At 37.8% G+C, this 24,967-nt stretch carries 25 protein-coding genes and 1 pseudogene; 14 read left to right on the top strand and 12 right to left on the bottom strand.

What is annotated here, in order from left to right:
- The 4 genes and pseudogenes from H6F39_RS17000 to H6F39_RS16985 all read right to left on the bottom strand — a co-directional run.
- Positions 1-510 (bottom strand): annotated as a pseudogene (locus H6F39_RS17000) (N-6 DNA methylase); the annotation flags it as partial.
- Positions 511-1,057: 547 nt separating this feature from the next.
- The gene (gene ftsZ / locus H6F39_RS16995; RefSeq protein ID WP_137909192.1) at positions 1,058-2,362 is read right to left on the bottom strand and encodes a cell division protein FtsZ; all 1,305 of its coding nucleotides are present in this window, start codon (positions 2,360-2,362) and stop codon (positions 1,058-1,060) included.
- A 711-nt stretch (positions 2,363-3,073) separates the two neighbouring features.
- Positions 3,074-4,024: a cell division protein FtsQ/DivIB gene (locus H6F39_RS16990; protein WP_137909193.1), complete on the bottom strand. Its 951-nt coding sequence runs from the start codon at positions 4,022-4,024 to the stop codon at positions 3,074-3,076.
- A 318-nt stretch (positions 4,025-4,342) separates the two neighbouring features.
- Positions 4,343-4,696, bottom strand: a complete 354-nt coding sequence (locus H6F39_RS16985; RefSeq protein ID WP_137909194.1) for a hypothetical protein — start codon at positions 4,694-4,696, stop codon at positions 4,343-4,345.
- 408 nt (positions 4,697-5,104) lie between these two features.
- Here H6F39_RS16985 and H6F39_RS16980 point away from each other — a divergent pair, with 408 nt between their 5' ends.
- From H6F39_RS16980 to H6F39_RS16970, 3 genes are all read left to right on the top strand, one after another.
- A complete protein-coding gene (locus H6F39_RS16980; RefSeq protein ID WP_137909195.1) occupies positions 5,105-5,935 on the top strand; it encodes a photosystem II manganese-stabilizing polypeptide in 831 nt (276 codons plus the stop codon).
- A gap of 392 nt (positions 5,936-6,327) precedes the next feature.
- Positions 6,328-6,564 (top strand): hypothetical protein, encoded by a 237-nt coding sequence (locus tag H6F39_RS16975; RefSeq protein WP_137909196.1) that lies wholly within the window; start codon positions 6,328-6,330, stop codon positions 6,562-6,564.
- Positions 6,565-6,676: 112 nt separating this feature from the next.
- Positions 6,677-6,817, top strand: a complete 141-nt coding sequence (locus H6F39_RS16970) for a photosystem I reaction center subunit VIII (RefSeq protein ID WP_071604786.1) — start codon at positions 6,677-6,679, stop codon at positions 6,815-6,817.
- 183 nt (positions 6,818-7,000) lie between these two features.
- Here the strand turns inward: H6F39_RS16970 and H6F39_RS16965 are convergent, their stop codons facing one another.
- The 6 genes from H6F39_RS16965 to H6F39_RS16940 form a co-directional block, all read right to left on the bottom strand.
- Complete coding sequence (locus H6F39_RS16965) at positions 7,001-7,120, bottom strand: photosystem II reaction center protein J (RefSeq protein ID WP_071604787.1); 120 nt, start codon at positions 7,118-7,120, stop codon at positions 7,001-7,003.
- Positions 7,121-7,240: 120 nt separating this feature from the next.
- Entirely contained in the window at positions 7,241-7,360 is a 120-nt protein-coding gene (locus tag H6F39_RS16960) for a photosystem II reaction center protein L (protein ID WP_015081482.1), read from the bottom strand.
- A 9-nt stretch (positions 7,361-7,369) separates the two neighbouring features.
- Positions 7,370-7,507, bottom strand: coding sequence for a cytochrome b559 subunit beta (gene psbF / locus H6F39_RS16955; RefSeq protein WP_011318656.1), 138 nt, complete (start codon positions 7,505-7,507; stop codon positions 7,370-7,372).
- 9 nt (positions 7,508-7,516) lie between these two features.
- Positions 7,517-7,765: a cytochrome b559 subunit alpha gene (psbE, locus tag H6F39_RS16950; protein WP_028082860.1), complete on the bottom strand. Its 249-nt coding sequence runs from the start codon at positions 7,763-7,765 to the stop codon at positions 7,517-7,519.
- Between the two features lie 91 nt (positions 7,766-7,856).
- Positions 7,857-8,876, bottom strand: a complete 1,020-nt coding sequence (locus H6F39_RS16945; RefSeq protein ID WP_190397098.1) for a photosynthesis system II assembly factor Ycf48 — start codon at positions 8,874-8,876, stop codon at positions 7,857-7,859.
- Between the two features lie 69 nt (positions 8,877-8,945).
- Complete coding sequence (locus H6F39_RS16940; RefSeq protein WP_137909198.1) at positions 8,946-9,290, bottom strand: rubredoxin; 345 nt, start codon at positions 9,288-9,290, stop codon at positions 8,946-8,948.
- A 261-nt stretch (positions 9,291-9,551) separates the two neighbouring features.
- On the opposite strand from H6F39_RS16940, the gene H6F39_RS16935 reads away from it, so the two are divergent.
- The 4 genes from H6F39_RS16935 (at position 9,552) to H6F39_RS16920 (ending at position 11,594) form a co-directional block, all read left to right on the top strand.
- Complete coding sequence (locus H6F39_RS16935) at positions 9,552-9,914, top strand: NAD(P)H-quinone oxidoreductase subunit 3 (protein WP_137909199.1); 363 nt, start codon at positions 9,552-9,554, stop codon at positions 9,912-9,914.
- The gene (locus H6F39_RS16930) at positions 9,905-10,642 is read left to right on the top strand and encodes an NADH dehydrogenase subunit K (RefSeq protein ID WP_028082864.1); all 738 of its coding nucleotides are present in this window, start codon (positions 9,905-9,907) and stop codon (positions 10,640-10,642) included. The genes H6F39_RS16935 and H6F39_RS16930 overlap by 10 nt, the downstream gene beginning before the upstream one ends.
- Positions 10,635-11,159 (top strand): NAD(P)H-quinone oxidoreductase subunit J, encoded by a 525-nt coding sequence (locus H6F39_RS16925; protein ID WP_137909200.1) that lies wholly within the window; start codon positions 10,635-10,637, stop codon positions 11,157-11,159. Before H6F39_RS16930 ends, H6F39_RS16925 begins: the two co-directional genes overlap by 8 nt.
- Before the next feature lie 294 nt (positions 11,160-11,453).
- Positions 11,454-11,594 carry an alpha/beta hydrolase gene (locus H6F39_RS16920; RefSeq protein WP_190397097.1) on the top strand — a complete coding sequence of 47 codons (141 nt, stop codon included), beginning with the start codon at positions 11,454-11,456 and terminating at the stop codon, positions 11,592-11,594.
- Positions 11,595-11,603: 9 nt separating this feature from the next.
- Here H6F39_RS16920 and H6F39_RS16915 read toward each other — a convergent pair whose 3' ends face one another.
- Positions 11,604-13,106 (bottom strand): DNA methyltransferase, encoded by a 1,503-nt coding sequence (locus tag H6F39_RS16915; protein WP_190397096.1) that lies wholly within the window; start codon positions 13,104-13,106, stop codon positions 11,604-11,606.
- A gap of 198 nt (positions 13,107-13,304) precedes the next feature.
- Here H6F39_RS16915 and H6F39_RS16910 point away from each other — a divergent pair, with 198 nt between their 5' ends.
- The gene (locus H6F39_RS16910) at positions 13,305-14,642 is read left to right on the top strand and encodes an NB-ARC domain-containing protein (protein ID WP_190397095.1); all 1,338 of its coding nucleotides are present in this window, start codon (positions 13,305-13,307) and stop codon (positions 14,640-14,642) included.
- Positions 14,643-14,971: 329 nt separating this feature from the next.
- Positions 14,972-15,724 (top strand): Uma2 family endonuclease, encoded by a 753-nt coding sequence (locus H6F39_RS16905; RefSeq protein ID WP_190397094.1) that lies wholly within the window; start codon positions 14,972-14,974, stop codon positions 15,722-15,724.
- A 29-nt stretch (positions 15,725-15,753) separates the two neighbouring features.
- Here the strand turns inward: H6F39_RS16905 and H6F39_RS16900 are convergent, their stop codons facing one another.
- Positions 15,754-16,149: a RidA family protein gene (locus H6F39_RS16900; RefSeq protein ID WP_028090292.1), complete on the bottom strand. Its 396-nt coding sequence runs from the start codon at positions 16,147-16,149 to the stop codon at positions 15,754-15,756.
- A gap of 609 nt (positions 16,150-16,758) precedes the next feature.
- Between H6F39_RS16900 and H6F39_RS16895 the strand changes: the two genes are divergently transcribed.
- From H6F39_RS16895 to H6F39_RS20810, 5 genes are all read left to right on the top strand, one after another.
- Positions 16,759-18,387, top strand: a complete 1,629-nt coding sequence (locus H6F39_RS16895; RefSeq protein ID WP_190397093.1) for a peptide chain release factor 3 — start codon at positions 16,759-16,761, stop codon at positions 18,385-18,387.
- Positions 18,388-18,564: 177 nt separating this feature from the next.
- The gene (locus tag H6F39_RS16890; protein WP_190397092.1) at positions 18,565-20,706 is read left to right on the top strand and encodes a M48 family metalloprotease; all 2,142 of its coding nucleotides are present in this window, start codon (positions 18,565-18,567) and stop codon (positions 20,704-20,706) included.
- A gap of 458 nt (positions 20,707-21,164) precedes the next feature.
- The gene (locus tag H6F39_RS16885) at positions 21,165-21,677 is read left to right on the top strand and encodes an RNA-binding protein (RefSeq protein ID WP_137909207.1); all 513 of its coding nucleotides are present in this window, start codon (positions 21,165-21,167) and stop codon (positions 21,675-21,677) included.
- A 1,040-nt stretch (positions 21,678-22,717) separates the two neighbouring features.
- Complete coding sequence (locus H6F39_RS16880) at positions 22,718-23,986, top strand: glycosyltransferase family 1 protein (RefSeq protein WP_137909208.1); 1,269 nt, start codon at positions 22,718-22,720, stop codon at positions 23,984-23,986.
- Between the two features lie 133 nt (positions 23,987-24,119).
- Positions 24,120-24,392 (top strand): hypothetical protein, encoded by a 273-nt coding sequence (locus H6F39_RS20810; RefSeq protein WP_071604789.1) that lies wholly within the window; start codon positions 24,120-24,122, stop codon positions 24,390-24,392.
- Positions 24,393-24,967 lie beyond the last annotated feature (575 nt).

Here is a 24,967-nt window from a genome sequence, read left to right as displayed (position 1 = left end):
GGTTTTAGTATAAGCTGCCATTTCTTTAGCCAAATCGTAATAATTATTAATATCTTTGGCTTTTTGATTTAGGAATAATTGTAGTAATTCTCTAATTGGTTGTAAATCATTAATTAAAATAATTTTACCTGATTTTAAATCAGCTAGTTTAGCAGTTTTTTCACATTCTCCGTTTACATACCACCGAAATTCTAGATAATTAGTTAAAATCAAATTGTCACCAATATTTGATTCTAAATAACGTTTGAGTTGTGGTGTTTTTTCGATTTTAGTTAAATCAATATTAATATCTTTAGCTTCTATATATCCTAAAATCCGCTCATTTTTTCTGATAGTTAAATCGGGTATTCCTGCTTGATTACCTTTTTCTTCAATTCTAGCATTAATCCCCATCATTAAACCCTCAATGAGACGTTTTAGGCTGGGGTAATGACTGCGTTCTCCACCACTTTTAAGATTTTCTTGTAAGTCTTGAATGCAGTTATTGATGTCGTGATTAAAGTCGGACATAATGGTTATGAAGTTGTCATACAGCAGTTTCCGATATTATGAAGTACAGATATTAATGATAAAACTCTTGTGGTGCGGGCATCTTGCCCGCACAAAGTGTACCTCACTCAAAGCTACTTGCTGTAACTTAAGGAGTTTAATCAAGCTACAATAGATGCAAGATCCCCGTTTTTTCTTTAATGATATCAATAGACATCTCCGGTAATTAAATGTGCGTGACTTACAACCCTTTTAGAGACGTTCCATGGAACGTCTCTACAATATTTTTCGGAGATGTCTAATGAATGCTGAATCAATACTAAAATTCGGGGATCTGGTTTTTCTACTCAGGATTAAAGATTATAAAACCCAGTTATAGAGAGAAATTAAAAGGAGAATTTCCAAGGATAATTTGGTTTATTAACATATCTTTAGTCGCAATAAACAACGAAAATATAGACATTACACAATTCTTATTGAGAATAAAAAATTGTGCGTAACAACTCTAAACCTTTCTTAATAAAGGTTTATAGAGATTTTGGTATGTTACCAATCCAGACAACTTGAATTAATTTCTGGGAGGTGTCCGTCGTCTTTGCAGAAAGTCAGGAATATCCAAAGAGGGTTTTTCCTTGGGTGGTTCTGCAACTGGGGGCGGATTATTAACAGGTGGTTGTAGTGGTGCAGGTCTTCTGGTAGTAGTAGGAATGGGAGTAGGTGTAACCACTCTAGGAGTAACGACAGTTTGCACTGAAGGGGCTTGAATTTCCCCAGTAAAGCCAGTAGCAATCACAGTAATTCTCACTTCTCCCTGGAGTCTGTCATCAATTACCGCTCCAAAAATAATATTGGCATTAGGATCAACCACTTCATAGATTGTTTCCGCAGCAGCATTCACCTCATGAAGAGTTAAATCACTACCACCAGTAATATTAAACACAACTCCTCTAGCACCTTCAATAGAACATTCTAGCAAAGGTGAAGAAATTGCAGCGATCGCAGCTTCTCTAGCTCTAGATTTACCTGAACTCACACCAATTCCCATCAAAGCCGATCCCGCATCAGCCATAACAGCCCGCACATCAGCAAAGTCAACATTTACTAAACCAGGAATAGTAATAATATCAGAAATACCCTGCACACCTTGACGTAACACATCATCAGCATAGCGGAAAGCTTCTTGGACAGGAGTTTGTTCAGGAATCACCTCCAACAGCTTATTATTAGGAATAATAATCAATGTATCAACTCGACTTTTCAAGCCTTCAATTCCCTGTTCCGCTTGGCTGGTGCGTCTGCGTCCTTCAAAGATAAACGGCCGAGTCACCACACCAACGGTGAGAGCGCCCATTTCCTTAGCTACTTCCGCCACAATTGGGGCAGCACCTGTACCAGTTCCCCCACCCATACCAGCAGTAATAAATACCAAGTCTGCACCGTCTAAAGCAGTAGCAATTTCATCACGAGATTCCTCCGCTGCCTTTTGACCAATAGCGGGATTTCCCCCTGCACCCAAACCTCTCGTTAGCTTTTGCCCAATTTGTAAACGACTAGGAGCGCCGGCTAAAGTTAAAGCTTGAGCATCAGTATTAATTGACCAAAACTCTACTCCAGACACATCAGACTCAATCATGCGGTTGACAGCATTACCACCACCACCACCGACACCAATCACCTTGATGTTAGCAACACGACCCGGAACAATTTCACCAATACTCCTACTTTCAGTAGAAATTCTCTTATGATCTTGACCTTGGGTGAAGTTTAAAGAAGAATTATTAAAAGGATTAGTGGCGTTAACTGCCAGAGAGAATCCTGGTTGGTTTCCAGCTTGAGAGTTATAGATTAGCCCTTGGTTATTATCAAATGTCATTGGATTTGCGAAGGATAGATAAACGACTTTTATCGGTGTGATTTACTTAACAGTCAACTATATTTTGACGTTGCCAGAATTTATTGGCATCGTATTTTATTGTTTTTACTATTTACCAGCCTACCATGATGTTGTAGACTATATCTAGTAATTACTCGCTGATTCAGGCATAAAATTTAACTTTGGCATAAACAACAAAAGTCACGGTTCAAAGTGAAATACTTGCTGTAAAATGGTCATGGCGTTTTAAAATGGACTAGTAGTTTTGATTACTGCTGTATAAATTCTGTTGGTCTTGCTGGCTCTTTTATTGGTGGATTTGTGAAATAAAATAATTAGCTGTTTAGTATATAATACTAAACGTTAATGTTGCTAACTCTCCCCTATTCCTAAAAAGTATAGTTCCAAAAAAGCATAGATGTTTATTTATCTCATGCCTAAGGATAGGCATAAAGCTGCTGGCACTACTTCACATAGAATATTTAACTGGTCACTTAGCTTTGCGATAGACTTTAGTCCTACCAATAATTTTTAATCACCTCCTCATGTTTTTTCAGAATGTTTTTCAGATATTGATTTTACAACCCTGACCATGATTTTTTAACTAATGACTGGAAAATCGTACATCTATATGTATAATGTACACCAATTTGCCAATTTGCCAAAATATAAAATTAGTCACAGCAGTTTAATTTAAGAAAATGTCAGTATTTAGTGGTTGAGGATTGGTTTTGTATTCGGTTGTGTCGATTTTTTGATCTCTAAGGCTGGTTTTTTTTGATTCAGCTGTACTAATGGCATGGCAGGATTTTTTAGATCAATATAATCCATATGACTAGGATTAAATTGAGTCCCTAAATGACGCATTCGCTCAAGTACCTGAATTTGTTCAGGTAATTTGTTGCTAGGGCTACCTAAATGCACAATTCCTAATTCAGTCCTCAAAATTAAATTTGTGGGATCTTGAAAATCAATTTCCGTCACCTTGAGAGAACTTTGACGAATAGCTTCATAAAGTTGAGTCCAGAATGGCCTATATTGTGTGGGAGAACCAATCACCATCATCTGGGGTAATTCCCTTTGAGGATTCATTGACATATACTTAGCCATGGGCATCCAGATCCCACTAGCATCTAGTAAACCTAGTTCACTTTGCTTATTAGCCGCACTGTTGTTTTGTACACAAGGCTTAACATCAGCAGACTTTCCCGGAGCAGAAGGCGCATCTGTGCAACTAGTGGCGGGTTGCTTTTTACGTATTTGGGCTATGGCCACAGGAACTCGTTCCTGGATTTCAATAATTAAACCAGGTGGAAACAAACGACGACTAACGGTGGCTTCGGCAATATTTGGTTGTTTTTTTAAAGAGTCGGCAATTACGGAAGGTTCAATTCGCCATAAAGACTGAGGGGAGGATAATCCTAACAGTGAATAAATATCCTTTTGAGTCGGCTCGATTTTGGCACCGGATTTTATAACTATTTGCTGGGAATCCTTTAATACCCACATTGGTTGAATTGCCACCCATAACAAGGCCGAGGCCATTCCAGTCACGGCAACTGTTCGCCAAATAGCCTGAATAACTTTGATTTGTCGCTGACGGCGTAATTTCTGCCGACGTTGAGCTAAATTTGTCCGAGCAACTGATAATATCCCAGCCATCTCAACTCCTTGTGAGTAACAATCGAATTTATTTTGTATATTGAGTTCGCTTATACGAGCAATCAAATTTATGCCATATCATGGGCATTTTCCAGAAAATTAGCTTTTGCCAACAGTCCCAGTCTACGGTTAATTTAGTACAGCCTTTGGTTTCATAAAGCTACATTAATTTAAATTAATTTACATTAAGATATTACTTTCCGTAGAGAGGGGCAAAAAACCGCAGTATCTAAAGAAAAGTAAAATTACCGTTTCAAACCCTCTTGCCTCTTCCCCCTTCCCCTTTCACAACAACAATTTTTAACTTTTAACGCTAATCTATTCTGGGGATTGAAAAACATCATGAGTGTGGCTGGGAAGAGTATCCTCATCACTAGCACACTCCGACAAATTCACTAACAAAGCTTGTATTCGCATTCTGGCGATATAAGGCCAACCTCCCTCAGACTCAATATTTCTGAGCAATGAATATAGTCTTTGGCGATTATCGGGCAAATTTTCCTGAAACACCCCATCCCGAATTTCTCTGTGCAATTGTTCTAAATGACGTAACACAGCCAGTATAGCAATTACATCTCCCTGGCAGGTTGCAGCTACATCTTTCACCGCGCTGGAAATCGCCTGTAGCTGCCAGGATTTATCCTTAGATGCCAAATTTTGATCATGCTCCATGAAAGGTTCTACTCCATAAAACTAATAGGATACTGGAAAAGTTACGCAACTGGCATAATATCCTCATAAACCTAAAATAGGCTATATATCTTTCTGGCTATTCTCAGGTAATGAGAATCCTTGGTGGTAAGGTAGAGAAGGATTTTCCATAATCTGTGCTGTATTACAGCAGGATTTAACCACTAGAGTGCTTTGATTTTGAGTTAAAAAAAGTCGTATGATCTGGCTAATTTCCTTATCCAAATACCTTTATTGTATGTACTGGCAACACATACATAATCGGACATGGATGCGGTTCGCTGCTTAGTCTATGGTTTGAATTCTAGACTCAGGAACGCAATGCGTTTAAGTACGTTTAGTAAAGCAGTTTGACAACTTAGATATTAATTTTTGAGATTGAGGTTGACCATGAGGTATCGCGCTTTAATTGTTGCTTTCTTCGCTTTATGCTTGGGACTAATCACCGCGTGCAGTGATGCGCCCTCTACCAGCGTGAGTGATGTCCTCACTTACGAACAAATTCGCGGCACTGGGTTGGCTAACAAATGCCCCCAACTGACAGAAACTAGTCGTGGTTCTATTGCAGTTGCTCCCAACGTAACATACTCCATCAAAGAACTTTGTTTAGAACCAACGAATTTCTTTGTTAAAGAAGAACCTGCTAACAAACGTCAAGAAGCAGAATTTGTCCCTGGTAAAGTTATGACCAGATATACTTCTAGCATTGACCAAGTACAAGGTAAGCTAACTGTCAACTCAGATAATAGCTTGACTTTTACAGAAGAAGATGGTCTTGACTTCCAAGCTATCACCGTTAAGCTTCCCGGTGGTGAACTAGTACCCTTCTTATTTACCATCAAAAATTTAGTCGCACAAACACAACCTAATTTAACTAGCATCAATACATCCACTGACTTTGAAGGAACTTTTAAAGTCCCTTCCTATCGTGGTGCTGCTTTCTTAGATCCTAAAGGTCGTGGTGTTGTTAGTGGCTATGATAATGCTGTGGCTTTACCAGCCCAAGCTGATGAGGAGGAATTAACCCGTACTAACGTCAAGCGGGCAGAAATTCTCAATGGCAAAATTTCTTTGCAAGTAGCCAAAGTTGATAACACTTCTGGTGAAATCGCTGGGACTTTTGAAAGTGAACAACCTTCTGATACAGATTTGGGCGCAGGTGAACCTAAAGAAGTGAAGATTCGTGGTTTGTTCTACGGTCGGATTGAGCCTCGTGCCTAAATTACTGATTTAATATTTATACAACCTCATGGAGGTGTAAAAATCTATCCAGATTTTGGTAAGTTAGTACCCTAATATACATCCATGAGTGTGTGTATAAAATACATATTGGGGAATACAAAATCAAAAAAATCTTCCAGTCCAATATGTTTGGAAAATAGGCATCTTACCTGCCTTACTGAAGAATTTATTTGTGTAATTCCCTTAACCAAGAAGCACATTACTAACAACGTGCTGCTTGGTTTTTTTTGGAAACTAGGGTTTGTTGGGTTTGAAACGGAAAAACCTGCGGAAGAATCTAAACCTGAATCTAAACCTGTAACTAAAGTATCTGTTAGTAATTATATTGTGATGCCAAACCCGCAGGAAAATTTTGTGAGAGATTTATAGATATGGAGATGCAAGAGAAAATAGAATTTCCTGGTTTACCGTTAGCGGTATATCGAGAAATAGCAGCGCATCTAAATCAGTTGGCAGGAGTAGAAGTGGGATTAATTTCCCAAACATCTTTAGAGTTTGATTACAACGAAAGTCAAATTGCTGGTTTATGGATTTCGTGGCTACCGGACGCTCTTGAGGAAGATAGACAAAGATTTAAGCAAATAGTAGCTTACTATCAAAACCGCTAAACCGCATTTTTTGGTAACTTCTGTTAAAAATCTTGATGATTTAGGAAATTAAGGAAGATTTTGCAGTAAGCTCAATTTGAATTGTAGTCAGACTTTACAGGACTTTATCATCATGTCAAGTTCATTTTTGCCCACTGTGTTGGCTTATTCCTCCTTTTTACCTTCTATTTTCGTTCCTCTCACTGGCTTAGTTTTACCAGCAGTAATTTTCGCGTTTTTGTTTTCATACATTGAAAGCGAAGATATTGCTTAATTCAGCTATGGGTAATTAGTTACTTAGTTTTTGCGCTAATTACTTATTTAAAAACTAACAAAACCGCCTATCTCTATGAGGTAGGCGGTTTTTATGGTAATTTCTGAAGCAGGATTTCAAAAATGATGATCAAGCAAAAATTTAGTCTTTTGTATTTTTAATTGCTGCCTTTTTCCGGTAGCATTACATTGAAGAACCAATTCCTGCGTAAGATCCATAAAAGAAGATACCTACAACAGTGATTACACCTAAACCGGCGATCGTAGCCACGACCCACAGGGGAATTCTTCCACTTCCAGACACAGTTTTTTCCTCACTTACAAAAATTGTCAGTTGTCAGTTGTCAGTTGTCAGTTGTCAGTTGTCAGTTGAGAATTTTCTGCCACCTGTTACCTAACTAGCAACTGACGTTAAAAAGCCCAGTTAGTTAAAGAAGTAACTGGAAAATAAAATTCCCAGAACGAAGACCAAGAGTAGTCCTAGATAGAGGGAGGTACGGTTTAATTCAACCGGTTGTTGATTAGGATTAGGCGTTCTTTCCATGATTAACTCTTAGCGTTGAATAAATTGCATTGAAGCGATCGCGCCCAAAAAGAATACAGTAGGAACAGCTAGGGTATGAACCGCAAGCCATCTGACTGTAAAAATAGGATAGGTAACTGGTTGATTGATGTTATTACCGCTAGTCATGATGTCAAATTACTTTCCAATAAAGGTTTCTACTTGTTGTTTTGCTTCAAAACGGTTTTTCACAATTGGTACTTCTTGACGAACCTGAGTAAAATACTCATTAGGACGGGGTGTACCAAACACATCATAAGCCAGACCAGTGCTGACAAATAACCAACCGGCGACAAATAGTGCGGGGATGGTGATGCTGTGAATTACCCAGTAACGAATACTGGTAACAATGTCAGAAAACGGACGTTCTCCGGTGGTACCTGCCATTTATTTGACTCCCTTCTCAAAAACGATGATTGAGTTTATTATCCTACAAAGTTGAGACTTAAGTTACATCCCACAGTTGAGTTGGGTGTAATTAAGCTGCTGGGGCTGCTGTTGGCTCTGTTTTGGGGTTATATTTGAGTAAAACGCCGCGATCGCCAATTATAAAACCTTGATCGGGCTTAAAGAAGACAATTTTGTAAAAATTAGCCGCTACTTTTTCTACATCACGGTCTTTTGTCCAGGTTTTCCCACCATCAGCACTGCTGAGTAAATTACCACTACCACCGCCAACCCAAATTTCATCAGGTGTGCGATAAGCCAAATCCAGTAAACCCCAACTTGTGGACAACTCTGGATATTCTGGCTCTAGCCACTCTTCTGGTTTAGTAGGATCACTGAATTGAACCTGTCCACCTCGTGCTAATAACCACAATTGTCCATCCTGAGTAAAACCCATATTTTCCAAACGACGGGAACTATTGCGGTTATGGGGTTGCCAAGCATTTTGACCAGGCTCCCAAGTCGAGTAAAAACTACCCTTAGCAGAAACAGCGATATACTTACCATCAGGCGATCGCTCGATGTTACGTACTACACCAAATGCCGCTTCCAGATTAGCTTTCCAATTTTGACCACCATCTGTAGTTTGATAAATTGCCCCCAAATCGGTGGCCATTTCCGCCGTATTTGTACCTATGGCTGTAATAGCAATGGGGCTACCAGGTAACTTTTCGCTTAAAGCGATTCGTGACCAAGACTTACCCTCATCAGTAGTATGGAGTAGGAGAGAAGGTTCTCCAGCAATCCAGCCCTCTTGACCCGCAAAACTGACAGAGTTAAAACGGTATCTAGGATCATCCAATTCTAATTTTAGCGGTTGCCAAGTCTCACCACCATCATTAGTTTCCAAAAGAGTGGCATTACCACCCACTAAATAACCATGTTGAGAGTTACCAGCAAAGCCAATATCGAGCAATTTCGACTTTGTTGGTACATTAATCACCTGCCAGGGATTGTAGCTAATAGAAGGAACACTACTACACCCGATACAGGCCATAACTACTATTAACGCGGCAAAAAATCCTTGCCACTTTTTCACAATTGATTGCATCAGTATTACTGAGGTTTTCCAGTTCAGGTTAAATGAGATTTTCGCTGCGGTAAATCAAGATAGCGGTTTTTACTGTAGTCCGTAGAGACTAATAAAAAACAAAAAGCCAAGGGCTAAAGCCCCAAAAATCAAAATGTTCTTTTGAGTTGGTGTGAGAGTATTAACACCTAAACCGTAACCTAAGTTTTCCTTAAAACCAGAGGCCGTACCTGTTGGTCCAATATTCGCAAAAGCAGTTTTCTTAGCTATACAAACTGGACAGCGCCAATTTGCAGGTAGTTCTGCAAAAACTGTTCCTGGGGGAATATTGCTTTTGTCGTCTCCCTTCTCAGGTTCATAAACGTAACCGCAAGAACGACACTCGTAGCGGTCTAATACTGGAGTTTCCACAGCTTGTTCAGCTTGTTCACTCATGGCTTATAGTCTCGCTTCAGGGGAATTATTAAATATACGTTACAAATTATGACATAATTGCCGGAGTTTTCTATCACTCATTAAAAGGATTTCAATAGAATCAGGGGATGTAAATACAAATTCGGGAAAGCCCTAAAAGATATAATGTAAAAGAACATTATCCATATATTGCAGTGAACAGTTATCAGGAAACACCGATCAAACTATAAATCTGATAACTGATAGCTTATCCCCTTACACCATTAGCGGTAGAAAACCATTGTGTTTGTTCTTAGCGGTTACGAGTATCTTCTAGGCTTTTTTATCTTGTGTAGCCTAGTTCCAGTTCTAGCACTGTCAGCCTCAAAAATCCTTAGACCCGTTGGTAACAGTTTAGAAAAACGGACTACTTACGAATGCGGACTAGAACCCATTGGCGGTGCTTGGATTCAGTTCAACATTCGCTACTATATGTTCGCCCTGGTCTTCGTTGTTTTTGACGTAGAAACAGTATTTTTGTACCCTTGGGCAGTTGCTTTTAACCGCCTGGGTTTATTGGCATTTATCGAAGCCCTAATCTTTATTTCGATACTCATCATCGCCTTAGTTTACGCGTGGCGTAAAGGAGCTTTAGAATGGTCGTAAATTCTAATATTACCACCCCAGACAAAGAACAAATCATCAACCCCATTCAACGCCCTACAGTCACCCATGAACTGTCAGAAAACGTCATTTTAACTACCGTTGATGACCTTTACAACTGGGCGCGGCTTTCTAGTTTGTGGCCTTTACTATTCGGTACAGCTTGCTGCTTCATCGAATTTGCCGCTTTAATCGGCTCTCGTTTTGACTTTGACCGTTTTGGGTTAATTCCTCGTTGCAGCCCTCGCCAAGCCGATTTACTCATCACTGCGGGAACAATTACCATGAAGATGGCACCCCAATTAGTGCGTCTTTATGAACAAATGCCCGAACCTAAGTATGTAATTGCCATGGGTGCTTGTACAATCACTGGAGGGATGTTTAGCGTTGACTCACCCACAGCAGTACGCGGAGTGGATAAGCTAATTCCCGTAGATGTATATTTACCTGGTTGTCCGCCTCGTCCTGAAGCGATTATTGACGCAATTATTAAACTGCGGAAAAAAATCGCTAACGATTCTATGCAAGAACGGGATAACATCAAGCAAGTTCACCGTTACTACAGTACAACTCATAATCTGAAGCCAGTTCCCGAAATCTTAACTGGTAAGTATATGCAGTCAGAAACCCGTTTCAATCCTCCCAAAGAATTGACAGAAGCAATTGGTATGGCTGTACCCCCAGCTTTGTTGACAGCAAAGACCCAGAAGGAGGAACAAGCGCGTGGCTGAAGAATCTAAACCAGTTCCCGTAGCAGAAGCGTCTCTAGTCAAAGCCGGTAAAGTGTCCCAATGGTTGACGGAAAATGGCTTTTCCCATGAGTTTTTAGAACTTGATGCTAACGGAGTAGAGATCATTAAAGTCCCTGCAAGTTTTCTACTACCCATTTCTACAGCTTTGTATGCTTATGGGTTTAATTACCTCCAGTTTCAGGGGGGTATTGACTTGGGAGCGGGAGAAGACCTAGTAAGTGTTTATCATTTACTCAAAGTTAGCGATAATGCTGACCGTCCTGAAGAAATCAGAGTAAAAGTGTTTTTACCGAGGGAAAATCCCGTTGTCCCCTCAGTTTACTGGATTTGGAAAACAGCGGACTGGCAAGAACGGGAAAGCTATGATATGTATGGTATCTTCTATGAAGGTCATCCTAACTTAAAGCGGATTTTGATGCCAGAAGATTGGGTAGGTTGGCCTTTGCGGAAAGATTACATTTCACCTGATTTTTACGAATTACAGGACGCTTATTAAGCATTACTGGAATTGAGTTTTCAGTAGTAACAATTAACCCCTTTCCAGTCCTGGAGGGGGGTTTTAAACTTTTTATGGAACAATTTTGATCATAAACGCAAGATAAAAATCATACAGCAGTTCCCGACTTTATGAAGTACAGATATTAATAATAAAACTCTTGTGGTGCAGGCATCTTGCCTGCACAAGGTATACCTCACTCAAAGCTACTTGCTGTAAATGTTGGGTATTTTAATCATAAATGTTGGGTTTCGTTACCTCAACCCAACCTACTTAAAGTTTATTTTTATAAAGATGAATAAAAAGTACCAATTACCCATTACCCATTACCAATTACCCATTACCAATTACCAATTACCCATTACCAATTACCCATTACCAATTACCCATTACCCATTACCCATTACCCATTACCAACCTCAACTAGATAACTAGCAACTTGAGTTAAATATCTAACTCTATTTGATTCACTCTTACTTCTTTTTGTTTTTCTGCACTTTTGAGAACTTCATAACTTAAACGAATATTTAATCTTTGTTGATCTTCAATTATCTCTTTAATGGTGACGATTTGGATTTTATCGCAACTATGACTCATGTATTTACTCTGATAAAAACCAGCAGATTTTGCGGTTTTTAGCATATCTTTAGTAGGTTCTTCCAGGGTGATAAATATGGCTAGACTAGCACTTTCTAGGGTCATTGTTCCTAGTAAATCTCGGATATCTCCCGATTTAACTTTACCAGATTTAACTTGAAAAATTATCTTTTCTGGGTCATTTTTATCACCTTGAAAATAAACAATTCCATCTATACCTTTATCTGCACCTTTTTTAGCGTTAATGACTGCTTTATTATTAGTATAAGTTAATATTGCCCATTTTTCAAATTCTTTACGAGTGCGATCATCTGTTTTATTTGCTAATGCTCTTGCACTTTCTATATCTTTAGGAATACCATGAAGTTTAATGGTTTTTAAAACTCCTGGAAAACTATCTTCTAATCTTTTTAAGATTAAGCTAATGCTTTGATAGGTAATATCAATTCCTATCCATTGTCTATCTAATTTTTGGCACACTGCTACGGTTGTACCACATCCACAATAGGCATCTAATACTATATCATTTTCCTTAGAACTGGCTTTAATTATTCTTTCTAATAATGATTCTGGTTTCTGTGTTGGGTATCCTAAACGTTCTTTTGCAGAAGGATTAAGAGCTTGAATATCTATCCACCAATCATTAGGTAATACACCTTTATCTAAATAGTATCTGTATTCTTTACCATTTTTAACATTTCTTTGATATTTATGACCAAATTCATCTTCTAGAACTGGTTCGTGCATAGTTGAAGTATCTCTTTTCAATCGCACTAAATTATCATTAAATAGCCTATTGCTTGATTTACAATAATAAAAAATTGTATCGTGTTTTCTAGGATAAAAATTATTCGATCTTCCACCAGTTTCATAACACCAAATTATCTCATTAATATAATTACCTCTCTGAGAACAAAAGACAGCATCTAAAATCAACTTTAAATAATGACTCGCAGTAGGATCACAATGTAAATAAAAACTCCCCGTAGGTTTCAAAACGCGATGAATTTCTGTTATCCTTAAAGTCATACTCACTAAATAAGCTAGTAAACTTCCTTTTCCTAAAACATTACTCAAACCTGTAATTAAAGCAATACATTGTTGAGTAAATAAACCATGATAATTAATGAGAATTTCATTTATTCCATGAATAGCGTGATCATCCCATTCCCAAGTGTCAATAAATGCTTGCGCTTGTGCTTTATCTTCTGCACCGATATTATTATAAATTTGATTGTAATTCCGTTTAGAATTAAAGGGAGGATCAATATAACATAAGTCCACAGACTCATCTTTTATGTAACGTCTTAAAACTTCTAAATTGTCCCCATAATAAAGTTGGTTAACCATTGTTTTCCTGCAATTATTTTTGCTTCAATTACTCCTGATTAATCAGTTTTATACTAAATGACTTTTTTGTCATCTCAGAAAATGCTTGATATTACCTGATGTTTTGTTACAGAATATTAAGAAAATACCTGAAAATACCTGATAAATTGCCAACAAATTGAGTTATAATGGCTAAAAATATTACCTAAGCTCGGTTTTATGAATGTTACAGAAATTTTACAATTTGTTGATCACTTAGTATTTACACAGACTGATAAACATTTAGATGATTTACAAAAAAAGATTATTGAGGAACTATTTAATGGTAAAACCTATAGACAAATTGCCAGTATTTATGACTATGATGAGGGTTATATTGGTGACGAGAGTAGGAAGTTATTTAAAATGTTATCGGACGGTTTAGGTCAAGAGGTTAATAAATCTAATTTTTGTTGGACTATAGAAAGAGTTATAAACTCTAAAATAATTAATTTTGAAAACAGTAGTATTAATTGGTGTTCTAATAATCAAATATCAAATCATTATCCAGAAGATCATAATACAAAACAATCTAAATCTTATTACCATGATTTAACTGTATCTCCTAAAATTACTCGTTTTTATGGACGAGAAAAAGAATTAGAATTGATATTTGATTTTATTGTCAATCAAAACACTCATTTAATCTCAATATTAGGATTACCTGGAATTGGTAAAACTAGCCTTGTCAAAAGATTTGTTGATTTGAACTTAGATAAGTTTGAGGTCATTATTTGGAGAAGTTTAAAATTTCCTAAATCCCTAAATTTACTTATTGATGATTTATTAAATGTTTGTCAACAGGAAGCTAAACAACCTATAGATGATAAATTAAAACAATTATTTGATATATTTAGAAATCAGAAATGTTTAATTATTTTAGATGATTTAGAAAATATTTTTATTAATCGTCAATTTGCTGGAAAATATCAACCTGAATATCAAGACTATCAAATCTTTTTGCAAATGATCACAGAAATTGAACATCAAAGTTGTTTAATTCTCATTAGTCAGGAAAAATGTCAAGAAATGATATCCTTAGACCAGGAAATTTACCCAACCCACTCCCTAGAATTATCAGGGTTAAATCATGCAGATATTTTACAAAATACAGGCTTAAAAAATCAGGAAAATTGGTTAGAATTGATTAAACTATATGAAAGTCATCCTAAATATTTACAGTATATTAGTATCCTGATTAAAGATGTATTTCAGGGTGAAGTATCAGAATTTCTCAAAGAAAATATTTTAATTTTAACAGCGGACTTTAAAACCGAGTTTGATTCAATATGGTTGAGATTATCAGATATTGAAAAAGAGATATTATTAAAAATCAGTCAAAATCATCAACCCATATCTAGAGACGAGATCAAAAACTGCTTATCATTGTCATCAATAGATATAATAAACGGGTTACAATCATTAACAAGAAGATTTTTATTAACCAAGTTAGAAAATGATGAAAAATTATTTACTATATTCCCCATATTTAAAGAATACCTGAGAGTTTATCATTAAGAAATTAACTCAGGATTTATGCAACTAGCACATTGGTAAGGTGCGTCAGATACAGCAGTTTCCGATATTCTCAAGTACAGATATTAATGATAAAAATCTTGTGGTGCGGGCATCTTGCCCGCACAAGGTGTACCTCACTCAAAGCTACTTGCTGTATCAACAATCTGTTTATTTGCAGGATTTATGCAGTAGTAAAGCACCCTACAACAGATTTTTGGTGTGACACTTGCATAAGTCCTATAACTGTAAGGTGGGTTTTGTCTGTGTAGACGGGATTTATAAAATTGGTTAAACTAGAATTTACAACCTGAATACAGGAAAACCCCATCATGATCATTGCTACCCAAGCCTACCAAATCACTTGGGAAAAACTACCCGATGATTATATTCTCCCAGATGATCCAGTGGACAACATCTACCAACCAGCCCAAGCCACAGCCCTGACAGAAAGCCTCCAACTAGCCGGTAAACTTCCCCCTAATTGTCTCACACCGACCAACTACGCCATCTGTGCCACTGTAAATGGCAAAATTGTCATTAAAGCCCCTGATTGGGCTTATATACCGGAAATTCGGGTAACTAAAAAAGAGGTCTTTCGTAGTTATACACCCCAACTCCAGGGAGATATTCCGGTTATTGTGATGGAATTTATTTCTGATACAGACGGAACAGAATATTCCAGTAAACCAACTTATCCACCTGGAAAATGGTTTTTTTATGAAAAAATCTTAAAAGTCCCAAATTATGCTATTTTTGAACCAGATAGCGCTAGTTTAGAGTTTTATAAGTTAAACTCTAATACAGGTTTGTACACTTTGCAGACTCCTCATGAAAACCAACGTTACTGGATAGAGGAAATGAATCTTTATCTTGGTATATGGGAAGGGACAAAAGAAAACTTAACTGGTAAATGGTTAAGGTTGTGGGACGAACAGGGAAATTTATTGTTGTGGAGTTCAGAATTAGTAGGACAAAAACAACAAGAAATTGAACAAGAAAAACAACGTGCGGAACAAGAAAAACAACGTGCGGACAAACTAGCGGCCCAATTAAAAGCATTAGGTATCGAACCAGAAAATTAAAAGTAGGGTGGGTATTACCCACCATATAATTAACCACCAATTACCGCAATACAATCAATTTCTACCAGCACATTTTTAGGTAAACGCGACACTTCTACACAAGCACGCGCTGGGGCTGTATCCTCAGAAAAATATTTTGCATAAACCGCATTTACAGCAGCAAAATCATTCATATCAGCTAAAAATACACCAGTTTTGACCACATCTGCAAATGTAGCTCCTGCTTGTGTCAAAATAGCCTCAATATTGCTCATTACCTGTTCCGTTTGCTTAACTACATCTTCTGTATAAACAACATCACCCAAACTAGGATCTATAGCAATTTGTCCAGCCACAAACAACATTTGTCCAGAAGCGAGAATTGCTTGATTATATGGTCCAACAGGTGCAGGTGCTTTATCAGTACGAATTACTTCACGAGTCATAATATCTATCTCTTTTGGCTCTTTCATTAAAAGTGTTTCTGACTTACCCACTTGACATTATCGCACCTGTGAGGTCAGTATTTTTCTGAAGTGATCAAAACGCAAATTACTTACAGCAGTTCCCGATCTTATGAAGTACAGATATTAATAATAAAACTCTTGTGGTGCGGGCATCTTGCCTGCACAAAGTGTACCTCACTCAAAGCTACTTGCTGTATATATGATATATTTATGGATATGTTTAATATATTGTTTAATATATTGTTTAATATATTGTTTAATATATTGTTTAATATATTGTTTAATATATTGTTTAATATATATGGGCGCACATATTCCCACCATAAATATATAATAGAGAAAAGTCCGGTATTTGTCAAGTAAGCTAAAATGCACCTAATTTATACATTATTTATACATTAGGATGCACAGGGATGTTCACCCCACAAGAGTTAGACTGATTTTAGGTTATACAATTTAAATGATCATTAAATGCTCAACAGCATACCTGGGTCCTGGATAAGTGTGTCAACCCAACTATTGACAATTTTTTTGATTCCTAGTCCTGAAAAAGACTAAATTTAGTGAAGTTAGAAAGAAATTACATATATGTCCATTGAACTACAAGCAGAACTAGGTCAAGCGGTGGAACAACGTCGCAACTTTGCGATTATTTCTCACCCTGATGCTGGTAAAACTACTTTAACTGAAAAACTATTATTATACGGAGGTGCGATTCATGAAGCGGGGGCGGTAAAAGCGCGAAGAGACCAGCGGAAAGTGACTTCTGACTGGATGGCAATGGAACAACAACGGGGTATTTCCGTAACTTCAACGGTATTACAATTTGCCTATTCTAATTGTCAAATTAATTTACTTGATACTCCTGGACACCAAGATTTCAGTGAAGATACTTATCGGACTTTAGCAGCGGCTGATAATGCAGTCATGCTGATAGATGCGGCAAAGGGTTTAGAACCACAAACGCGGAAACTGTTTGAAGTGTGTAAACTTCGGGGCATCCCGATTTTTACCTTTGTGAATAAACTTGATCGTCCGGGCAGAGAACCGATAGAATTATTAGATGAGATTGAGAAAGAATTGGGATTACAGACCTATGCAGTGAATTGGCCTATTGGTATGGGCGATCGCTTTAAAGGAGTTTTTGACCGTCAACAACAGCAAATTCATTTATTTGAACGTAGCGCCCACGGTAGTCGGGAAGCAAAGCAAACTATCATAGATATAGGCGATAGTAAAATTGAGGCATTATTAGAAAAGGAACTTTACCACCAACTTAAAGATGAATTAGAACTCTTAGAAGGAGTTTGTCCAGAACTAGATTTAGACTTGGTACACGCTGGCAAAATGACCCCCGTGTTTTTTGGTAGTGCTATGACCAATTTTGGGGTAGAATTATTTCTCAAGAATTTTCTTAACTTTGCTCTCAAACCAGGAACACACAGCAGCAGCGTCGGGGATATTCCTCCTACTTATCCAGAATTTACAGGATTTATTTTCAAACTGCAAGCCAACATGGACCCCAAACACCGAGATAGAGTGGCTTTTGTCCGGGTCTGTACAGGTAAGTTTGAAAAAGATATGACAGTAAATCATGCCCGAACTGGTAAAGCTGTCCGTTTATCCCGTCCCCAAAAATTGTTTGCTCAAGAAAGGGAATCTATTGATGTTGCTTATCCGGGGGATGTAATTGGTTTAAACAATCCAGGTGTTTTTGCGATTGGTGATACAATTTACACAGGTCAAAAGCTAGAATATGAGGGAATCCCTTATTTTTCGCCGGAATTGTTTGCTACATTGAGAAACCCCAACCCTTCTAAATTTAAGCAGTTTCAAAAAGGTGTTTCCGAATTGCGAGAAGAAGGTGCTGTACAAATTATGTATTCAATTGATGAAGCCAAGCGTGAACCGATTTTAGCGGCTGTTGGTCAGTTGCAATTTGAAGTGGTACAGTTCCGCTTACAAAATGAGTATGGTGTAGAAACTATTTTGGATTCATTACCCTACAGTGTTGCGCGTTGGGTCGAAGGGGGTTGGGAAGCTTTAAAGCAGGTAGGACGTTTGTTCAATACTACTACTGTTAAAGATAGTATGGGACGACCAGTATTATTATTCCGCAACGAATGGAATTGTCAACAGTTAGAGGGTGATCATCCAGAGTTGAGATTAACTGCTATTGCTCCTGTTTTTTCTCATCAACAAACAATTGAAACCTAAAGCAGGGGAAATAGGCAAGAACTACCAATTACCAATTACCCATTACCCATTACCCATTACCAATTACCAATTACCAATTACCTATTACCATCTTCAAAATTTTGCATTTTAAATTACCAGGGTATCTCAATAAGCGTGCTTTTGTCACCTAAAACAGATTGGAGTACCAAATTTTCTATGCCTTCTCACGCTGAATCATGTTTACAGGCTGGTTTAGCTGCCCTTAAGCAGGGAAATTACCACACAGCAATAGCTAATCTTGAACCACTGGCCAAAGTTCAAAACCAAGACAGGATTTATTTACAGGCACAAGTTGGGTTAGTTATGTCCTATGCTCGCACAGGTGAGGTCTCTAAAGCGATCGCTCTGTGCCAAAATTTGATTTCTAGTAACCACCCCCAAGTTCAAGAGTGGTCTATACGCGCTCTTGAACACCTATATGAAAGCAAAAAACGGAGGCAAAAATCTTCATCAACGAATAATATACCTGTTTCCAGTGTAAACCCTTCCCGACAACAGCCGCAAAATGGTTATGTTGGTGCTGATAACCATAACAATATCAAACCAGTTAGCATTTATTGGCGGCAAGCTAGACGAGCTAAAGTATGGCAACCTCTTTCCAAACCTAATTTCATTTACTCACAACTAATTGCCTGTTTGACATTTATAGCACTATTTTGGATGTGCAAAGAAATGTTTAAACTAGTATTGGGTTTAATTGCCCAAATTCTATATAAATTGCCATACTTACAGCCTCCCCAGGTTTTATATCATGATCCTAGTTTCTTGATGCTAGGATTATTCCTCATCCTCATGGTATTATCTCCTTGGTTACTCGATTGGTTACTGGGAAAATTTTTGGCTCAGAAAAGGTTATCCAAGGAGAAATTAAATTCCTATAGTCGGGAGACACTGAGGGTATTACAACGTACCTGTCAACAGCGACGCTGGCCTTGTCCCCAACTGAGAATCTTACCAATTTCTGCCCCCATAATCATTAGTTATGGCAACCTACCCCGCACAGCGAGAATAACTGTTAGTCAAGGTTTATTAGAACAGTTGGCCAATGATGAAATAGCTGCCATCTATGCTTTAACTTTAGGGCAAATTGGGCGTTGGGATTTTGTGGTCATGTCCCTAATCCTGTTAGTTACCCTACCATTTTATGGATTATATCAGCAAATATCACTTTCGGCAAATCAACATCACAGTAAAATTTGCCAAAGTAAAATTTGGCGTTGGCCAGCCACAGTTTTAGCGGCTATTACTTACGGAATTTGGTTTCTTCTGACTGGTACAGCCTTGCTAAATTCCCGACTCAGGCTTTATCATAGCGATCGCCAAGCTGCAGAAATTACTGGCAATCCCAACGGACTAATTCGGGCATTACTAAAAATTTCCATTGGTGTGGCTCATGATATCAACCTCAAAGAACATACCAGTTGGCAATTAGAAAGCCTGAATCTCCTCGCTCCCGTTGCATATCAACATAGCATAGTTTTAGGTAGTATAGCTGGTCATCTACCCCTTGAATCATTTTTCCAGTGGGAAAACTTTCATCCCTATCGCCAATGGTTGACAATTAATAGTAGTCATCCCTTAATGGGCGATCGCATTGAACGTCTTTGTCAAATAGCTCGCTACTGGCATTTAAACACAGAATTGTACCAAATAACCCCACAACAGCCGATTGTAATCCGTCCCCAATCTTTTTTATTACAAATTGCCCCTTGGTTGGGAATCCCGCTGGGTGTTATATTGGCTGGTCTAACTTGGTTACTTTGGCAAACAGCTTATGCTATGCAGTTGTTAAACTTCAAGTGGATCTATGACGACTGGTATTTTGTCCTGGGTTTTGTGTTAATTGGCTTTAGCATTGGCACAATGATACAGATAAATGCTTTATTTCCCAAGATTAGAGATGTTAACGTCCACAAAAACGAAAACCTGATCAGCCTACTTGCAGATCCGTCCATTTTACCAATTGATAGCATTAAAGTCCGTTTGACTGGTAAACTATTAGGCCGTCCTGGAATTGGTAATTGTCTAGCACCAGACCTGATGCTTCAATCTAGCCAAGGTTTAATGAAATTACATCATCTTCCCGGGTTAGGAAAGTCATTCCACCCTCAAGACCTAATTGGTAAACAGATTGTTGTTAGAGGTTGGTTAAGACGCGGAGGGACTCCCTGGATAGATATCCAAAGCCTAGAAACTCAAGATGGCAAAAAAATCAATAGCCCTCATTCTATTTGGATGCTGGCCATTGCCATTTTAGTTCAAGGTTGGGGTGCTTATATTGTGCTGGTCGGTCATTAGTCCGTTGTCCGTTATTATTAGTAAAAAATTTTTCCCCTTGCCTCTTCCCTTAAAATGTGTTTCATGCTACGATGAGATCATAATATCGGCCTTTAGCTGTTGGCGGAAAAGTTTCTGCGGAACTAGCTACATAGGAAATACCATGATAATGTTAACTAATGGTATTTTATTCTGCGGGCAAGAATTAAGAAGAATGAATTTACTGTGGTGGATAATTGGCTATTAAATTTACAATTCCAAAAATTAAGGTGATATTAACCCACGAGTGCAGTTGTGCTTTCGTGCCAAATAAGCTTGATCCCAATAAAAAACTGTATTCTATAAGTTGATAGTTGGGATTGAAAAATTGGTTTGTGGTGGTTTTAGTCCATAGTATCTATTCAAAAGCCAAAGCCAATTGATTGTTTTTTTTGTCTTGCTCTGTTTATCTGTTTATTCCCAATCTGGAGGTATAGTCCATGTCAATTCGCCTATATATAGGAAATCTGCCCAAAGAAGAAATAGATCGTCAAGAGTTGCAAGCTGTTTTTGCAGAAGAAGGAGATGGTGTCACCACTAAACTAATTAAAGACCGGAAAACAGGCAAATGTCGTGGCTTCGGTTTTTTGACAGTGAATAATGACGAACAAGCAGATCAAATTATTGAAAAATATAATGGTCAATTGTTTAAAGACACACCCATCAAGTTAGAAAAGGCTTTACCAAGAACTAAAGGTGAAGAAGGTGGTGAAGAACAACCACAAACCCCCAAACCAGTTCTTCAAGGTACTAGCGCCCCCGTTCCTAGCAGCAATAAAGAAGGCGGCCGTCGGGAGAAAAGCAAGAAATCTCGACGCGGCGGTGGTGGCGGCGGCAGCAGTGCGCGTGAGACTGCTGCAAATGTTGAAACTGAAGCAATTCGTCCAGATCCCCGTTGGGCGGCGGAGTTAGAAAAGCTCAAGGAAATGTTGGCTGCACAAGCGACCAACTAGATTGTTTGTTTAATCAATACGCTTTAAGAATTATTCTTAAAGCTGTTTAGCATACCGACTTCCTGGAAAGCTAGTCTGAAAAGGAAGTTATGGTTATATTAACGTATCTATAATTCATGAATTGCTTCTACAATATATATATGATATTACAAATACTATATTATTAAGAATAAGCGCATTTATATAGATCCAAATTTAGTTATTAACGTAACTTGCTAGTTAGGCACATTGTCAGAATCAGAATGTCCAAGATTAAAGGATAAACAGGATGAAAACAGGGGTTTTATCACCAATTACCCATTACCCATTACCCATTACCCATTACCCATTACCAGTCTCAACTAGATAACTAGCAACTTGAGTTATTATACAAGTTATTACACATAAGTGCTGTGATTAGTATGACTAGTTGAGCCTGTAGGAATTTATTTTGTCTCCAGGTAAAGCCCAAATCCCCTTAACAAGCAGTGCAGGTAGCCAGACATGGTTATTTGCACTGCTTAGTTTTTGGGGTTTTTTCAGGCTTGAGAGCATAATTACACAAAATTTGGAATTTTTTGCGAAAACTGTAGCTAACGTAACAAAACTTATGGAAATATAATAATAGTATAAGTGAACACACTTGGCTAAATTAAATTAGTGCTTTTTGAACATGATGGCAATTGGAGTGATGTTTTCAGGGATTTAACTTTGTTGTATTTGGTTTGATGGAAATTATTGTAATTATTTGAAACGCGCAAATCATGAATTAGAAATATCTAAGAGGATGCAGCGTTGCGACTTGAGATAGGTTTTATCATGGTCTAACTAGTATATCATGATAGATAATATTTGGTTTTCAATGTAAAAAGATAGATATTTCTATCTATAGAAGGTATTAAATCTAAATATAGAATGTGGGAGAGGTTAACCAATATTTTGGCAATAATCAAAATAGAATATTAATCATTCAAAGTTCCCAAAAAACACAGATTTCAGTTTAATAAGCACAAGTTTAAAACTCACTTCTATCTTGTTAAAATTAGGAAAATCACAAATCTATGAAAGCTACCACAAAAAAACACATTGCCTTAATTTCAGTTCACGGTGATCCAGCAATTGAAATAGGTAGAGAAGAGGCAGGAGGACAAAATGTTTATGTCCGTCAAGTGGGTGAAGCCCTGGCACAGCTAGGATGGCAAGTGGATATGTTTAGCAGGAGAGTCAGTGCTGATCAAGAAACGACAGTAGAACATAGCTCTAATTGTCGGACCATTCGCTTAACAGCAGGTCCTGTGGAATTTGTGCCAAGAGATCATGGTTTTCAGTATTTACCAGAATTTGTAGATCAGTTAATAAAATTCCAGAAAGAAGCGGGGATTAATTATGATTTGGTTCATACTAACTATTGGTTATCTGGTTGGGTAGGAATGGAATTGAAAAAAAGGCAAGGAATTAAACAGGTTCATACCTACCATTCCTTAGGAGTGATCAAATACAAGACCATAGAAAATATTCCGCTGGTAGCAAGTCAACGTTTATTAGTGGAAAAAGAAATATTAGAAACAGTAGAAAGAATTGTTGCCACTAGTCCCCAAGAACAGGAACATATGCGATCGCTTGTTTCCCAAAAAGGGGAAATTGATATTATTCCCTGTGGTACAGATATTCAGCAGTTTGGTTCAGTGACCAGAGAAGCAGCCAGAACCAGATTAGAAATTGCTCCAGAAACTAAAGTGGTGTTATATGTAGGTAGATTTGACCCCCGGAAAGGCATAGAAACCTTAGTGCGAGCAGTAGGGGAATCTAAATTCTATGAGTCGAAACAATTGCAATTGATTATTGGTGGTGGTTGTACACCAGGTAATAGTGATGCTAAGGAACGCGATCGCATAGCAGGAATTGTTAACGAGTTGGGCATGGACGAATGTACGTCTTTACCAGGCTGTTTGAGCCGAGAGATATTACCATCTTATTACGCCGCAGCGGATGTTTGTGTAGTTCCTAGTCACTACGAACCCTTTGGACTTGTAGCTATCGAGGCCATGGCCTGTGGTACACCTGTAGTCGCTAGTGATGTCGGTGGCCTGCAATTTACCGTAGTTAATGAAGAAACTGGTTTATTAGTACCACCACAAAATGTCCCTGCTTTTAATCATGCTATTGATCAAATTCTCAGTGATCCTCAATGGCAGCAAGAATTAGGAAAAGCAGCTAAAAAGCGTGTTAGTGATAAATTTAGCTGGCATGGTGTAGCTAGTCAGCTAGATAAACTATATACCCAACTGTTGCAGCAATCCGTGAGAGAACCTGCATTAGTTGGTAAATAGGCAAAAATGACCAATTACCAATTACCAATTACCAATCACCAATGACCAGATCATTGGTGCATAGTTGTAAGATAGGAAAGGATTAACTAAGCTCCAAAAGCTCTAAACATACTTGCAGTTAGATGGTAAGATGATGGAAGTTCAAGAAATCAAAAAATTCCCTAAACCCAGGAAACCAGACAGTGAATCTCAAAATTTTCAGCACGTTAAGATTCTTGACTGTAACCAACCAGTGTGTAGAGTGATTTGTGAGTGTTGGCACTGCAAACAAGGGATATTATCTGAGGTAGACGTATCATCTTCGCAGTATTTAGAGGTAGAATGTCCAAATTGTGGCAGAAGCGCCGTCAGGTTAATGGCAGAAAAGGTGATTTCTACTACACCTATCCCCTCACCCTGGCAATAATCAGTATTCAGCTTCAACAGATACATAACTGCTGATACTCGGATAACTGATTTTTGTTAAAGGATGTTTTAAAAGAAAATGGCCATTTATGGCTAATCTTGAAAAACATCCTCTAAAACGGATTTATTTAGATTTACTTTTGAAAACCCTTTTATTATAGTTCACGCAGAAGCGCGGAGGTCGCAGAGGCAGAAGAAAAGGAAATTTTTGCACATACAGCAGTTCCCGATATTCACAAAGTACAGATATTAATGATAAAACTCTTGTGGTGCAGGCATCTTGCCTGCACAAGGTGTAATATATAGTGTAGTATATATATTTATTATATAGAATTGCGCAGTTCCCGATATTCACAAAGTACAGATATTAATGATAAAACTCTTGTGGTGCAGGCATCTTGCCTGCACAAGGTGTAATATATAGTGTAGTATATATATTTATTATATAGAATTGCGCAGTTCCCGATATTCACAAAGTACAGATATTAATGATAAAACTCTTGTGGTGCGGGCATCTTGCCCGCACAAGGTGTAATATATAGTGTAATATATATATTATATAGAATTGCGCAGTTT

Source organism: Dolichospermum sp. FACHB-1250 (assembly GCF_014696335.1).
Taxonomy (GTDB): domain Bacteria; phylum Cyanobacteriota; class Cyanobacteriia; order Cyanobacteriales; family Nostocaceae; genus Dolichospermum; species Dolichospermum planctonicum.
Note: the sequence above shows the minus strand (reverse complement) of the source record. Positions and strands in the feature narration are given on the sequence as shown.

Excerpts from the sequence above, each read along its gene's own strand:
- H6F39_RS16990 (WP_137909193.1), bottom strand. The coding sequence starts at position 4,024 with ATGGCTGGGATATTATCAGTTGCTCGGACAAATTTAGCTCAACGTCGG.
- H6F39_RS16900 (WP_028090292.1), bottom strand. The coding sequence starts at position 16,149 with ATGACTCGTGAAGTAATTCGTACTGATAAAGCACCTGCACCTGTTGGA.
- psbF (WP_011318656.1), bottom strand. The coding sequence starts at position 7,507 with ATGACTAGCGGTAATAACATCAATCAACCAGTTACCTATCCTATTTTT.
- H6F39_RS16980 (WP_137909195.1), top strand. The coding sequence starts at position 5,105 with ATGAGGTATCGCGCTTTAATTGTTGCTTTCTTCGCTTTATGCTTGGGA.
- H6F39_RS16975 (WP_137909196.1), top strand. The coding sequence starts at position 6,328 with ATGGAGATGCAAGAGAAAATAGAATTTCCTGGTTTACCGTTAGCGGTA.
- H6F39_RS16880 (WP_137909208.1), top strand. The coding sequence starts at position 22,718 with ATGAAAGCTACCACAAAAAAACACATTGCCTTAATTTCAGTTCACGGT.
- H6F39_RS16910 (WP_190397095.1), top strand. The coding sequence starts at position 13,305 with ATGAATGTTACAGAAATTTTACAATTTGTTGATCACTTAGTATTTACA.
- H6F39_RS16960 (WP_015081482.1), bottom strand. The coding sequence starts at position 7,360 with ATGGAAAGAACGCCTAATCCTAATCAACAACCGGTTGAATTAAACCGT.
- H6F39_RS16905 (WP_190397094.1), top strand. The coding sequence starts at position 14,972 with ATGATCATTGCTACCCAAGCCTACCAAATCACTTGGGAAAAACTACCC.
- H6F39_RS16970 (WP_071604786.1), top strand. The coding sequence starts at position 6,677 with ATGTCAAGTTCATTTTTGCCCACTGTGTTGGCTTATTCCTCCTTTTTA.
- H6F39_RS16985 (WP_137909194.1), bottom strand. The coding sequence starts at position 4,696 with ATGGAGCATGATCAAAATTTGGCATCTAAGGATAAATCCTGGCAGCTA.
- psbE (WP_028082860.1), bottom strand. The coding sequence starts at position 7,765 with ATGGCAGGTACCACCGGAGAACGTCCGTTTTCTGACATTGTTACCAGT.
- H6F39_RS16890 (WP_190397092.1), top strand. The coding sequence starts at position 18,565 with ATGCCTTCTCACGCTGAATCATGTTTACAGGCTGGTTTAGCTGCCCTT.
- H6F39_RS16885 (WP_137909207.1), top strand. The coding sequence starts at position 21,165 with ATGTCAATTCGCCTATATATAGGAAATCTGCCCAAAGAAGAAATAGAT.
- H6F39_RS16930 (WP_028082864.1), top strand. The coding sequence starts at position 9,905 with ATGGTCGTAAATTCTAATATTACCACCCCAGACAAAGAACAAATCATC.
- H6F39_RS16940 (WP_137909198.1), bottom strand. The coding sequence starts at position 9,290 with ATGAGTGAACAAGCTGAACAAGCTGTGGAAACTCCAGTATTAGACCGC.
- H6F39_RS16945 (WP_190397098.1), bottom strand. The coding sequence starts at position 8,876 with ATGCAATCAATTGTGAAAAAGTGGCAAGGATTTTTTGCCGCGTTAATA.
- H6F39_RS16920 (WP_190397097.1), top strand. The coding sequence starts at position 11,454 with ATGAATAAAAAGTACCAATTACCCATTACCCATTACCAATTACCCATT.
- H6F39_RS16915 (WP_190397096.1), bottom strand. The coding sequence starts at position 13,106 with ATGGTTAACCAACTTTATTATGGGGACAATTTAGAAGTTTTAAGACGT.
- H6F39_RS16895 (WP_190397093.1), top strand. The coding sequence starts at position 16,759 with ATGTCCATTGAACTACAAGCAGAACTAGGTCAAGCGGTGGAACAACGT.
- ftsZ (WP_137909192.1), bottom strand. The coding sequence starts at position 2,362 with ATGACATTTGATAATAACCAAGGGCTAATCTATAACTCTCAAGCTGGA.
- H6F39_RS20810 (WP_071604789.1), top strand. The coding sequence starts at position 24,120 with ATGGAAGTTCAAGAAATCAAAAAATTCCCTAAACCCAGGAAACCAGAC.